General features: G+C 40.0%; 12 protein-coding genes. All 12 read left to right on the top strand.

The window, feature by feature from the left end:
* Positions 1-108: 108 nt before the first annotated feature.
* Positions 109-999, top strand: a complete 891-nt coding sequence (gene sdaAA / locus CKV70_RS09345; protein ID WP_003739226.1) for an L-serine ammonia-lyase, iron-sulfur-dependent, subunit alpha — start codon at positions 109-111, stop codon at positions 997-999.
* Positions 992-3,040, top strand: a complete 2,049-nt coding sequence (gene recG / locus CKV70_RS09340; protein ID WP_003733099.1) for an ATP-dependent DNA helicase RecG — start codon at positions 992-994, stop codon at positions 3,038-3,040. The genes sdaAA and recG overlap by 8 nt, the downstream gene beginning before the upstream one ends.
* Before the next feature lie 180 nt (positions 3,041-3,220).
* Positions 3,221-3,790 carry a transcription factor FapR gene (fapR, locus tag CKV70_RS09335; RefSeq protein ID WP_003723871.1) on the top strand — a complete coding sequence of 190 codons (570 nt, stop codon included), beginning with the start codon at positions 3,221-3,223 and terminating at the stop codon, positions 3,788-3,790.
* A gap of 20 nt (positions 3,791-3,810) precedes the next feature.
* Complete coding sequence (gene plsX / locus CKV70_RS09330; protein ID WP_003723870.1) at positions 3,811-4,824, top strand: phosphate acyltransferase PlsX; 1,014 nt, start codon at positions 3,811-3,813, stop codon at positions 4,822-4,824.
* Positions 4,817-5,758 (top strand): ACP S-malonyltransferase, encoded by a 942-nt coding sequence (gene fabD / locus CKV70_RS09325; protein WP_014600939.1) that lies wholly within the window; start codon positions 4,817-4,819, stop codon positions 5,756-5,758. The genes plsX and fabD overlap by 8 nt, the downstream gene beginning before the upstream one ends.
* Before the next feature lie 3 nt (positions 5,759-5,761).
* Entirely contained in the window at positions 5,762-6,505 is a 744-nt protein-coding gene (gene fabG, locus CKV70_RS09320; protein WP_010989818.1) for a 3-oxoacyl-[acyl-carrier-protein] reductase, read from the top strand.
* Between the two features lie 106 nt (positions 6,506-6,611).
* Positions 6,612-6,845, top strand: coding sequence for an acyl carrier protein (locus tag CKV70_RS09315; protein ID WP_003723866.1), 234 nt, complete (start codon positions 6,612-6,614; stop codon positions 6,843-6,845).
* A gap of 193 nt (positions 6,846-7,038) precedes the next feature.
* Positions 7,039-7,728, top strand: a complete 690-nt coding sequence (rnc, locus tag CKV70_RS09310; RefSeq protein ID WP_012951781.1) for a ribonuclease III — start codon at positions 7,039-7,041, stop codon at positions 7,726-7,728.
* A 22-nt stretch (positions 7,729-7,750) separates the two neighbouring features.
* A complete protein-coding gene (gene smc / locus CKV70_RS09305) occupies positions 7,751-11,311 on the top strand; it encodes a chromosome segregation protein SMC (RefSeq protein WP_003723864.1) in 3,561 nt (1,186 codons plus the stop codon).
* A gap of 14 nt (positions 11,312-11,325) precedes the next feature.
* Positions 11,326-12,312, top strand: coding sequence for a signal recognition particle-docking protein FtsY (gene ftsY / locus CKV70_RS09300; RefSeq protein ID WP_003723863.1), 987 nt, complete (start codon positions 11,326-11,328; stop codon positions 12,310-12,312).
* A 112-nt stretch (positions 12,313-12,424) separates the two neighbouring features.
* On the top strand, positions 12,425-12,757 hold the full coding sequence (locus tag CKV70_RS09295; protein ID WP_003723862.1) for a putative DNA-binding protein: 333 nt from the start codon (positions 12,425-12,427) through the stop codon (positions 12,755-12,757).
* Positions 12,758-12,769: 12 nt separating this feature from the next.
* Complete coding sequence (ffh, locus tag CKV70_RS09290) at positions 12,770-14,122, top strand: signal recognition particle protein (RefSeq protein ID WP_003723861.1); 1,353 nt, start codon at positions 12,770-12,772, stop codon at positions 14,120-14,122.
* Positions 14,123-14,221 lie beyond the last annotated feature (99 nt).

Here is a 14,221-nt window from a genome sequence, read left to right as displayed (position 1 = left end):
GCTCGATTTGTGTAAAGCCAAATGTGCGTAAATAAAACGTGCATTTGGCTTTATTTTGAGTTGTAAATCAGGTATGTTGGTAAAGAGTAAAGAAAGTGAGTGTGAACAATGTTTAGAACTGTAGCAGAATTAGTAGATATTGCTGAACGCGAGAACCTAACTATTGCTGAAATTATGATTAAGCGTGAAATGAATATTTCTGGTTTACCGCGGGAAGAAATAACGGCTGCGATGGAACGGAATTTAGATATTATGGAAGAAGCTATTCGTGAAGGTGAGGCGGGTGTTACTTCTACAACTGGATTAACAGGCGGAGATGCTGTCCTCATGCAAGACTATATCAAAAAAGGAAACTTCTTATCAGGTGAAGTGTTACTTGATTCTGTAGCAAAAGCAATCGCGACCAATGAAGTTAATGCTTCGATGGGAGTTATTTGCGCCACCCCAACTGCAGGGAGTGCCGGAGTTGTACCAGGTGTACTTTTTTCTTTAAAAGATCGTCTGGAAATGACTCGTGAGGATATGGTTAACTTTTTATTCACAGCAGGTGCCTTTGGTTATGTTGTTGCGAATAATGCTTTTATAAGTGGGGCAGCAGGTGGTTGTCAGGCGGAAATTGGTTCTGCAAGTGCGATGGCTTCAGCAGCGATTGTAGCAGCAGCCGGCGGAACTCCCGAACAATCAGCACATGCTATGGCAATGACGATGAAAAATATGCTTGGACTTGTTTGTGATCCAGTAGCGGGACTTGTGGAAGTACCATGTGTTAAACGTAATGCTCTTGGTTCCTCGCAAGCAATTATTTCAGCAGATATGGCACTTGCAGGTATTAAGAGCCGCATTCCATGTGATGAAGTAATTGAAGCAATGCACCGCGTAGGCTTACAAATGCCAAGCTCTTTAAGAGAAACGGCAGAAGGAGGATTGGCGGCTACACCGACTGGACGTGCAATTCAGCGGAAGATTTTCGGACTGTCGCCAGAAGATAAGCGTGAGTGAACTTAAACGAATCCCGACAACTGAAATCAAAGGAATTGGCGAAGAAACAGCGAAAACTTTAAAAGAGTTAGGTTTATCCACCGTGCATGATTTGCTATGGAACTTTCCGTATCGCTATGAGGATTATCGGTTGCGGGATTTATCAGAAGTGGCGCATGAAGAACGGATTACGATTCAAGGCGAAGTCCTAACAGAAGCAACCGTTGCATTCTACGGTCGCAAAAAATCCAAGCTCTCTTTCCGCGTCTCAACTGAAGGTCAAGTCATCAAAATCGATTTTTTCAACCAACCCTATTTAAAAAGTAAAATAAGCGTTGGCGAAACAGTGACAATTTCTGGCAAATGGGACAAGAGCCGCGCCCAAGTTACAGCGAGCAAAATTAAAATAGGCGCTGTCGAAAGCGAAGAAGAACTAGAAGGCGTTTACCGTCTAAAAGGAACGCTACGCAATAAAACAATGCAAAAATATACGAGACTTGCTTTTGATAGTTATAGTCAAGATATTGAAGAAGTTATTCCAGGCAATCTATTAGAAAAATACCAATTAATGGATCGCCTAGAAGCAGTGCGCATTCTGCATTTTCCTAAAAATAATGAGGAATTGAAACAAGCTAGGCGCCGAATGGTCTACGAAGAATTCTTGTTATTCCAATTGAAAATGCAGTTTTTCCGTAAAATTGAACGCGAGAAATCAGGCGGAATTTCGATTAATTATGACGTGGAAGATTTGCGCCATTACATTGATTCCTTACCTTTCCCACTAACAAAAGCGCAAAAGCGTGTAGTTAATGAAATTTGCGGCGATATGTTATCACATTTTCATATGAACCGGTTACTACAAGGAGACGTTGGCTCGGGGAAAACAGTTGTAGCGTCTATTGCCATGTATGCAGCGGCCAAAAGTGGCTTCCAAAGTGCGCTTATGGTTCCAACTGAAATTTTAGCCGAGCAACATGCCAATTCTTTAGTAGAACTGTTGCAACCATTTGATATTACAGTTGGTTTGCTTACAAGTAGCGTGAAAGGAAAGCAACGCAGAGAATTACTAGCAATGCTTGAAAATGGCTCAATTGATGTTTTAATCGGAACACATGCACTAATTCAGGACGAAGTGATTTATCATCGCCTAGGTTTAGTTATTACTGACGAGCAGCATCGATTTGGCGTAGCGCAGCGTCGTGTTCTACGTGAAAAAGGCGAATATCCGGATGTTTTATTTATGACAGCTACACCGATACCAAGAACGCTTGCAATTACAGCATTTGGTGAAATGGACGTATCGATTATCGATGAACTTCCTGCTGGTCGAAAAGAAATTGAAACCTACTGGGTCAAACATCAAATGCTTGATCGGGTCATTGGTTTTATGGAAAAAGAAATTGACAAAGGTCATCAAGTTTATATCATTTGTCCTTTGATTGAAGAATCTGAAAAACTCGATGTGCAAAATGCGATAGACGTTTTCAACATTTTACAAAATAAATGGGGGACGAAATATATCCCTGGACTGATGCATGGTAAACTATTACCAGCAGATAAAGAGCAAATTATGCGCGACTTTAATGATAAAAAAATTGATTGCCTTGTTTCGACCACTGTCGTTGAAGTTGGCGTAAACGTACCAAACGCTACCATGATGGTCATTTACGATGCCGACCGTTTTGGTTTAGCACAATTGCATCAACTTAGAGGCCGAGTTGGGCGCGGGGCAGATCAGTCTTACTGTATTTTAATTGCTGACCCAAAAACCGAAGTCGGCAAAGAACGTATGATGATTATGTCAGAAACAAACGATGGCTTCGTGGTCAGTGAACGCGATTTAGAACTTCGTGGCCCTGGAGATTTCTTCGGTAGAAAACAAAGTGGTGTTCCAGAATTCAAAGTAGCAGATATGGTTCACGATTACCGCGTACTGGAGATCGCCCGCCAAGATGCCGTTCATATGATTTTTGAAGAAGATATGTTAGAGAACAAAAACTACGAAAAATTAGTAGCGCTTCTGGAGGAAGAAGGCGTCTTCACGGAGCAAAAACTAGATTAAACCTATGTAACAATCTTTAAAAAAACTTGCAACTTGGCTTGATTTTTAATAACATATTAAAGTACCAACAAATACAAGGGAAGTTCTGAATGTTATCCTACAGAGGTAACTTCCTTTTTTTACCTACTGTTTAGTAGCTGGTATTAATACCTTTCACAAAAAAGAGATGAGGATACGTGCATGAAAAAATATTCTAAAAAGGATCGTCAAATGAAACTTCAAGTTGCTATTGAAGAAAATCCTTTCATAACAGATGAGCAGCTTGCAGAAAAATTTGGGGTCAGTGTGCAAACTATCCGTTTAGATAGGGTAGCACTTTCTATCCCCGAACTCAGAGAGCGAATCAAACATGTTGCGAGTGTCAATTATGCCGATGCAGTAAAAAGCCTTCCCATCGATGAAGTGATTGGTGAAATTATTGATATTCAACTTAGCAAGAGCGCTATTTCGATTTTTGATGTGCGTAGTGAGCACGTTTTTAAAAGAAATAAAATCGCTCGTGGGCATCATTTGTTTGCCCAAGCTAATTCCTTAGCAACCGCCGTCATCCCAAATGAAATAGCTCTAACAACACAAGCAACCGTTCGCTTTGTTCGTTCTGTAAACGAAGGAGAACGCATCATCGCAAAAGCAAAAGTACGTCCGGCAACAGACAACAGAGCTATTACAATCGTAGACGTGAAAAGCTATGTTGGAGATGAAATTGTACTTAAAGGCAAATTTGAAATGTATCACGCAACGCAAAAATGAAAATAAAGGACTGACGTATAATGAAAATTGCTGTAGATGCGATGGGTGGAGATCACGCACCAAAAGAAATTGTTTTAGGTGTGATGAAAGCTGTGGCCCAATATAAAGATGTTGAAATTCTTCTTTTTGGAGACGAAACAAAAATAAATGAATATTTAACTGATAAAACCCGCGTAAAAATTATACATACCGATGAAAAAATTGAAAGTGATGATGAACCAGTTCGCGCTGTAAAACGGAAGAAAAAAGCTTCCATGGTACTTGCTGCCCAAGCGGTAAAAGACGGAGAAGCAGATGCCTGTATTTCAGCTGGAAACACTGGTGCACTAATGTCTACCGGATTGTTCGTCATTGGCCGTATTAAAGGAATTGACCGTCCAGCACTTGCACCTACGCTACCAACCGTGACAGGAAAAGGCTTTGTTATGCTTGATTTAGGAGCAAATGCGGAAGCAAAACCAGAACATTTACTACAATTTGGTTTAATGGGCTCGGTTTACGCAGAAAAAGTGCGTAAAATTGATCGTCCGCGCGTAGCACTTTTAAACATTGGAACAGAAGAAACAAAAGGAAATGATTTAACAAAAAAATCATTCGAACTCATGAAAAATCAAGATGCTTATGAATTTATCGGCAACATCGAAGCGCGTGATTTATTAATGGATGTAGCAGATGTTGTTGTAACCGACGGATTTACTGGTAATATGGTACTTAAGTCCATCGAAGGAACAGGCGCCGCTTTCCTAAGTATGCTAAAAATGAGTTTGCTTAATGGCTTTAAAAATAAAGTTGCAGCAAGCTTCTTGAAAAAAGATTTAATGGCTTTAAAAGCAAAAATGGATTATAGCGAATATGGCGGTGCTTGTTTGTTCGGTGTTCAAGCTCCAGTTGTAAAAGCCCACGGTTCATCCAATGCTAATGGTATTTTTACCACTATCCGTCAAGTACGTGAAATGGTTGAAAAACAAGTGGTCGAAACAATTAAAGCAGAAGTAGACAAAGTAAAAGTAGGAGGAACAGAATCTAATGACTAAAATTGCATTTGTATTTCCCGGTCAAGGAGCACAAAAAATTGGCATGGGACAAGATGTAGCAGCAGAATATCCTGAAGCAAAAAAAATCTATGATGATGCTGACGAAAGACTCGGGTTTTCAATCACAGAAATTATTACAGAAGGTCCAATTGAATTATTAACGAAATCCGAAAACGCACAACCAGCATTAGTTTCCACAAGTGTCGCTATTTTACGTGCACTGGAAACGTATGGTGTGAAAGCTGATTACGTAGCGGGACATAGTCTTGGTGAATATAGTGCACTTGTTGCAGGCGGATTTTTAGAAGCAAGTGATGCGATTTACCTTGTACGTAAACGCGGTGAATTAATGGAAGCAGCTGTACCAAACGGTGCCGGTGCGATGGCTGCAGTTCTTGGCGTAGACCGGGAAACATTAAAAACAATTACGGAAGAAGTAACCAGAGAAGGGGATGCAGTACAACTTGCCAACCTTAACTGCCCAGGACAAATCGTTATTTCCGGAACAACAGCTGGCGTTGAAAAAGCAGGCGAAAAAGCAAAAGAAAGTGGCGCAAAACGCGTATTACCACTTGCTGTTAGCGGACCTTTCCACTCTAGCTTAATGGAACCAGCCGCACTTGCTTTCCGTGAGATTTTAGCAGAAGTAGAAATTTCAGATGGTAACATTCCAGTTGTTAACAATGTGGATGCCAAACAAACTACTGATAAAGCGGAAATTAGTGATAAATTAATCAAACAAATTTACTCTCCAGTACTATGGGAAGATATCGTCGAAGAACTAATTAAAAACGGCGTAGATACGTTTGTCGAAATTGGTTCTGGAAAAGTGTTAGCGGGTTTAATTAAAAAAATCAATCGTGATGTAACTGTACTGTCAGCAGGTGACGCTGAATCAGTGAAAAGCGTTGCAGCAACTTTGAAAGGAGAATAATTAATGACTTTACAAGGAAAAGTAGCAGTAGTAACAGGTGGATCACGCGGAATTGGACGTGACATTGCCATTAACTTAGCCAAAGAAGGCGCGAATATTTTCTTCAATTACAATGGTAGCCCAGAAGCTGCGGAAGAAACAGCAAAACTCGTTGCTGAACATGGTGTTGAAGTAGAAGCAATGAAAGCAAACGTAGCCATTGCCGAAGATGTAGATGCCTTTTTCAAACAAGCAATCGAACGCTTTGGTCGTGTGGATATTCTCGTGAATAATGCGGGAATTACACGGGATAATTTATTAATGCGTATGAAAGAAGACGAATGGGATGACGTTATTAACATCAACCTAAAAGGAACTTTCCTTTGTACAAAAGCAGTAAGTCGTACAATGATGAAACAACGCGCAGGTAAAATTATCAACATGGCATCTGTTGTTGGTTTGATTGGTAATGCAGGTCAAGCAAATTACGTAGCAAGTAAAGCGGGCGTTATCGGTTTAACAAAAACAACTGCTCGAGAACTTGCGCCCCGTGGTATTAACGTAAATGCTGTTGCTCCTGGTTTCATTACAACAGATATGACAGACAAATTAGACGAAAAAACAAAAGAAGCAATGTTAGCACAAATTCCGCTTGGTGCTTACGGAACAACCGAAGATATTGCGAATGCAGTTCTTTTCTTAGCAAGTGATGCTTCGAAGTATATTACTGGTCAAACACTATCCGTTGATGGCGGAATGGTGATGTAAAATTGGTTAATGAATGCGAATTTTCTTGGCTCGCATTACTTTAAATATTTTTGTTTACGTAGGAGAAATAATCCTATATAATACTTGGAGGGAGGTGAAGTGAAAAATGGCAGAAGTATTAGAAAAAGTTACAAAAATCATCGTCGACCGTCTAGGTGTCGAGGAATCCAAAGTAACTTTAGAAGCTTCCTTCAAAGAAGATCTAGGTGCAGATTCCCTAGATGTTGTTGAATTAGTAATGGAACTTGAAGACGAGTTCGGAGTTGAAATCTCTGATGGCGACGCTGAAAACATTAACACAGTTGGTGATGCAGTGAAGTACATAGAGGCGAACGCATAAAACTTTATGTGACCGGATAAATGAGGGTGCCCGTGTTACTTATCTTTGCTGTGGTAACTTCCGCACGCGAGACAAGTAGCGCAGGTGGCCTCTTTTTCAAGGTTACGAGATTTGTTGGTTCATTTTCTAAGCAGCTTTTCGCTAGTGGCTGTTTAGAAAATGAACTTGCTTATTAAAGAGAGGAGCAAGTGAAATGAATCAATGGGAAGAATTACAAGAAAGCGTTGGATTCGATTTTAAAAATGTAGAATTATTAAAACAAGCATTTACACATTCCTCGTACGTCAACGAACACCGCCGGGAAAATGTGAAAGATAATGAACGCCTAGAGTTTTTGGGTGATGCAGTACTTGAATTAACGGTATCAGACTATCTATTTAACAAATATCCAGATATGGCAGAAGGGCACATGACAAAAATGCGTGCAGCAATTGTTTGTGAGCCTTCTTTAGTTGAGTTTGCAGAAGCAGTACATTTTTCTAAATACGTACGACTTGGTAAAGGGGAAGAGAAAGCTGGTGGAAGAACTCGTCCAGCACTTCTTGCGGATGTATTCGAATCTTTTATCGGCGCGCTTTATTTAGATAATGGGATTGATAAAGTTGTTACATTTTTAGAACGCGTCATTTTTCCGAAGATTGATGCAGGGGCATATCTACAAACAGTTGATTATAAAACGCAACTGCAAGAAATTGTTCAACGGGACCGTGATGTCCTGATCGAATATGATATCCTTGGTGAAACAGGACCAGCACACAATAAAGCATTCGATGCGCAAGTAATTGTTAATGGACAAGTACTCGGAAAAGGCAGCGGCAGAACAAAAAAACAAGCAGAACAAAGTGCGGCACAATTTGCTATAAACCAACTAACACACAGATAAACAAAAATGGAGGTGTCCGGACATGTTATTAAAACGATTAGAAATGAATGGCTTTAAATCCTTTGCTGACAAAGTTGCGATAGATTTCGTGCCCGGCATGACTGCAGTTGTAGGACCAAATGGCAGCGGGAAAAGTAATATTACAGAAGCAATCCGCTGGGTACTTGGTGAGCAGTCCGCTAAATCGCTCCGTGGTGGCCGAATGGGTGATGTTATTTTTGCTGGAAGTGATACACGTAAACCAATTAATTTTGCGGAAGTATCGCTTATCCTCGAAAATGAAGACCATTTTTTACCACTTGATTATAGCGAAGTAGCTGTTACTAGACGGATTTACCGTAATGGTGATAGTGAATTTTTAATTAATAAAGAGAATTGTCGACTGAAAGATATTGTCGATTTATTTATGGATTCTGGACTTGGGAGAGAGTCTTTTTCGATTATTTCGCAAGGGAAAATCGATGAAATTCTGAACAGTAAACCAGAAGAACGTCGCTCCATTTTTGAAGAAGCAGCCGGCGTATTAAAATATAAACACCGTAAAAAACAAGCAGAAAATAAATTATTTGAAACCGAAGAAAATTTAAACCGTGTACAAGATATTTTGTATGAATTAGAAGGACAATTAGAACCACTTGAAATGCAAGCTTCTATTGCCAAGGATTACTTATTCCAACAAGAAGAACTAGAAAAATACGAAGTGACGCTACTTGCGAGTGAAATCAGTTCCTTAACAGAAAAACTAGCCGAAGTACGTAAAGAATTTGGCGAAAACCAAACTGTTTTAATCAAGTTGCGCGAAGAATTACACGCCGAAGAAGCAGTTATTTCACGTGAAAAACAAGCACTGAATGAAACAGATATCGCGCTAGATAAATTACAAGAACGCCTTTTAGTCGAAACGGAAAAGCTCGAACAACTAGAAGGAGAGCGAAATCTTCAATTAGAACGTAAAAAGCATAGTAGCGAAAATGAACAAGTCTACGCAGAAACACTGGCGGCAATTACGGAAAAAATTACTGCATTGGAAGAGCAAAAAGAAGTTCTAAGCAGCTCAAAACTCGAAAAAGAAACGGCACTTGAAATTGCTATCAAAGCGAAAAAAGAGCTAGAAGCGACACTTGCCAAATACGATGATTTATCCGAAGAAGCAATCGAAAACCGCAAAAGTGATTATATTGATCTGCGCCATACGCAAACGACAATCAATAATGATTTAGGTTATATTGAGCGCCAAATCGGTCAAATCACGAGTCGAATTGACAAATTAGATTTAGAAAATAGTCATCATGTCGATGATAGAAAAGATATGCTCGCTCAAATCGAAACAACCAAAACACATTTAACAAAAATCCAAAGTGAGCTTACGGAACAAATGGAAATTTACCGTGAAGTACAGCAAACTTTAGCAAAACAAGAAGCTGTTTTTGGAACGCAAGAACGTGCGCTTTATAAACATTATGAAACAGTGCAACAAATGAAATCGCGAAAGGAAACTTTAGAGGAGTTGGCGGACGATTATGCTGGCTTTTTCCAAGGAGTCCGGGAAGTTTTAAAAGCAAAAAAGGAAATTCCAGGAATTTTAGGTGCGCTAGTAGAACTTGTTGAAATTCCCGCGAAATACCAACAAGCCATGGAAACAGCGCTCGGGGCCAGTGCGCAGAACGTTGTTGTAGAAGATGACCGCGTTGCTCGTGAAGCCATCAGTTTCTTGAAAAAAACGAAAAGTGGTCGTGCAACCTTCTTGCCACTTTCGACAATTCAACCTCGCGAACTTCCAGCTGCAACAAAAAACGCTTTAAGCAACCAACCTGCTTTTATCGCACTGGCAAGTGAAGTCATTTCTTTTGATGAAAAAGTTTCTCCGGTCATTTTGAATGCACTAGGTACAACGATTTTAGCGAAAGATTTAAAAGGCGCAAATACGCTTGCTCGTTTAGTCAACTTTAGGTATCGTATTGTGACACTGGAAGGTGACGTCGTGAATGCGGGCGGCTCGATGACAGGTGGAGCAACTAAAGGCGGAAAATCATCTATTTTAACGAGAAAACATGAACTTGGTCAATTAGCAGAGAAGATTGCTGAACTAAATGAATCCACTCGTGAAATAGAATCCGCGGTTCAACTGGCTAAAGATAGCATGGCGAAAAAACGTGAAGAACTCGAAGAAACACGAGTTATTGGTGAAAATTTACGTTTACAAGAAAAGGAATTACTTGGAAAACTAGACCGAGAAACCGAGAATCTAGAGCGCTTTAATAAACAATTACAACTATATGATATTGAAAAAGCGGATGGTAGCGAAGAATTAAACAAACTACTAGAGCGAAAAGAAACTTTACTGCAAGAACAAGTTGAAATCGCAAAACAAATTGAAGTAACTGATGAAGAAATCAAAGCAATGACAAGTTCGAGTAAAGCTTTAGAAAGCAAACGTGCAGCAGATCTAGAAAGTCTGTCGTCCTTAAAAGCGCAAATCGCTGCTAAACGAGAGCAACTTCAATCTGCTACAGAAGCAGTCGAGCGAGTAACAACAACGCTACATGAAAATTACGAACAAAAAGAAGCCGCCGAACAAAAACTAGCTTCCTTAAAAACCAACTTAACTAGTGTCCATACAAGCGAAGAAACAGCTAGAAAATCCATTGAAGAACTACGAAAAGATAAGACTGAAACAAGCGAGAAGCTCACGCAAACAAGACAAACTCGCGCAGAACTCCAAGAAAAACTGGAACTACTAGAAGCGGAGCTAACACAAAAAAATAATCAAATCAGTTTTTATATGGAGCAAAAAAATAATGCGGAAATTAGTATCGGTCGTTTAGAAGTAGATATCGCTAACCGAATTGATCGTCTGCAAGAAGCTTATTTACTAACACCAGAGCAAGCCGAAGAAAAAATCTTGTCAGAAGTAAATACCGAACAAGCGCGTTCGAAAGTTCGTTTGCTAAAACGCTCTATTGATGAACTCGGCATTGTTAACATTGGTGCTATCGAAGAATTCGAGCGTATCCAAGAACGTTTTGATTTCTTAACAGGACAACAAGCGGATTTACTTGCCGCAAAAGAAACTCTCTTTAAAGTCATGGACGAAATGGACGAAGAAATGAAAATTCGTTTTAGTGAAAGTTTTGAAGCCATTAAAACCGAATTTGCGATTGTTTTCCCAGAGCTATTTGGTGGCGGAAGCGCAGAACTGGTTCTACTCGATCCAGAAAATCTCTTAACAACCGGAATTGATATCGTCGTTCAACCTCCAGGCAAAAAACTGCAAAACTTATCGCTTCGTTCTGGTGGCGAACGTGCTTTAACGGCGATTGCTTTACTATTCGCTATCATTCGCGTTCGTCCAGTACCATTCTGTATTTTGGATGAAGTAGAGGCAGCACTAGATGAAGCCAACGTTACGCGATTCAGCCGTTACTTGAAGCAATTTGAATCAGGCACCCAGTTCATCGTTATCACACACCGTAAAGGAACAATGGAAGAAGCCGACGTATTATACGGTGTTACTATGCAAGAGTCCGGCGTTTCCAAACTAGTTTCGGTTCGCTTAGAAGAAACAGCCGAACTCATTAAATAAAAGGAGTAAATAAAATGACCTTTTTTAAAAAACTAAAAGATAAAATAACCCAGCAAACCGATTCCGTTTCTGGAAAATTTAAAGATGGCTTATCCAAAACACGCGGCAACTTTTCCGGAAAAATCAACGAAATGGTTGCTCGCTATCGTAAAGTCGACGAAGATTTCTTTGAAGAACTAGAAGAAATCCTTATCGGAGCAGATGTTGGTTTTGAAACTGTCATGGAGCTAGTTGATACGCTGCGTCGCGAAGTGCAACTTAGAAATATTAGCGATCCAAAAGATGTCCAAGAAGTGATTGTCGAAAAATTAGTCGAGATTTACCAAGGGGACGAAAAAGAAGATGAAGCACTGCATATCGAAGAAGACGGACTAACCGTTATCTTATTTGTAGGTGTGAACGGGGTTGGTAAAACAACTTCCATCGGAAAAATGGCCCATCGCTTTAAACAAGAAGGCAAAAAAGTCATGCTTGCTGCTGGTGATACTTTCCGAGCTGGCGCAATTGATCAACTTGAAGTCTGGGGCGAGCGCACCGGCGTGGATGTCATTAAACAAGCCGAGGGAAGTGACCCTGCCGCTGTTATGTTTGATGCCGTTCAAGCCGCAAAAGCACGTAAAGCAGACATTTTACTTTGCGACACAGCCGGCCGTTTACAAAACAAAGTCAATCTAATGAACGAATTAGAAAAAGTAAAACGTGTCATTACGCGCGAAATTCCTAATGCGCCACACGAAGTTTTACTAGTACTTGATGCAACCACTGGTCAAAACGCCTTCGTTCAAGCGAAACAATTTAAAGAAACAACGGACGTAACAGGCATTATCCTTACAAAACTAGACGGTACTGCTAAAGGTGGTATTGTCATCGCCATCCGTAACGAACTGGACATTCCAGTGAAATTCGTCGGTCTTGGGGAACAAATGGATGACCTACAAGCCTTTGATGCAAATGAATATGTGTATGGCTTATTTGCTGATATGGTTGATAACGAAAAATAATCAGAGAAAGCCGAATGATACTCGTCATTCTGGCTTTTTTCTCTTTTGTCTAACCTTCCTTGACATTCCCGCGATTTCCCCGTATCCTTTAAAAGGAGAGAGGTGAAATGCCTTGTTTGAGAAGACAAACCGTATGAATTTATTATTTGATTTTTACCAGGAATTACTGACAACAAAACAAAAAGCGTATGTTTCGTTTTATTACTTAGATGATTACTCACTGGGCGAAATTGCCGAAGAATTTGAAGTGAGTAGACAAGCCATTTATGATAATATTAAAAGAACCGAGGAAAGCCTAGAAAAATACGAAGAAAAACTAGGGATGCTAAAAAAATATCAACAACGAGAAAAACTCTTTACTCAATTAGAAGCACAATTAACCAAGAAGAATTTTCTGGACGAGCAAGTGAAAGATACGCTCGAACAGCTTAAAAATATCGATTAGGAGGCCAGAATCATGGCATTTGAAGGACTAGCTGGAAGACTCCAAGAAACAATGAACAAAATTCGCGGTAAAGGGAAAGTAAACGAAGCTGACGTAAAAGAAATGATGCGTGAAGTTCGCCTTGCTCTACTAGAAGCCGATGTTAACTTTAAAGTCGTTAAACAATTTATTAAAACAGTAAGCGAACGTGCTGTCGGCGCGGACGTTATGAAAAGCCTAACACCCGGCCAACAAGTTATCAAAATCGTTCAAGAAGAACTAACAAGCTTAATGGGCGGAGAAGAAAGCAAAATCGGAACAGCGGACCGCCCGCCAACCGTGATTATGATGGTAGGTTTACAAGGGGCTGGTAAAACAACGACTTCCGGCAAACTTGCTAATTTATTACGCAAAAAATATAACCGTAAACCATTACTTGTCGCAGCAGATATTTATCGACCTGCCGCAATCAAACAATTAGAAACCCTTGGCAAGCAATTAGATATGCCGGTATTTTCCCTAGGAGACCAAGTAAGCCCGGTCGAAATCGCCAAACAAGCTATTGCTAAAGCAAAAGAAGAACATTTAGATTATGTCATTATCGATACAGCCGGTCGTCTTCATATTGACGAAACGCTAATGGATGAGTTAAAACAAGTGAAAGAAATTGCAACGCCAACCGAAATCTTACTTGTAGTCGATTCCATGACCGGGCAAGATGCTGTCAACGTGGCGCAAAGCTTCAACGAACAATTAGAAATTACAGGTGTCGTATTAACGAAACTAGATGGTGATACACGTGGTGGTGCCGCGCTTTCGATTCGTTCCGTCACTGGTAAACCGATTAAATTTATCGCGACTGGCGAAAAAATGGAAGCCCTTGAAACCTTCCATCCAGATCGTATGGCTTCCAGAATTCTCGGCATGGGGGATGTGCTTTCCCTGATTGAAAAAGCGCAAACCGATGTAGATACAGAAAAAATGAAAGCTATGGAACAAAAAATGAAAGACAACAGCATGACGCTAGATGACTTCTTAGAACAATTACAACAAGTAAAACAAATGGGACCACTAGACGAACTACTTAAAATGATGCCAGGGGCAAACAAAATGAAAGGCCTCGACAACATGAACGTCGATGATAAACAACTAGGTCATATTGAAGCAATTATCAAATCAATGACCAAAAATGAAAAAGACAACCCAGATATCATCAATGCAAGTAGAAGAAAACGGATTGCACGTGGTAGCGGACGTCCGGTTCAAGAAATTAACCGTCTCCTAAAACAATTTGCTGAAATGAAAAAAATGATGAAGCAAATGACTGGTGGCGGCAAAGGCAAAAAAGGCAAAAACCCATTCGGCAATTTCAAGATGCCATTTTAATTCAGAAAGCCAAAACCCATTCCGGGTTTTGGCTTTTTTTCATACCTTAACATCCCTAAAATGATTTCTTTACAAACCCTTCATTCAACCAACAAATTG

The organism is Listeria monocytogenes (assembly GCF_900187225.1).
GTDB lineage: Bacteria > Bacillota > Bacilli > Lactobacillales > Listeriaceae > Listeria > Listeria monocytogenes.
Note: the sequence above shows the minus strand (reverse complement) of the source record. Positions and strands in the feature narration are given on the sequence as shown.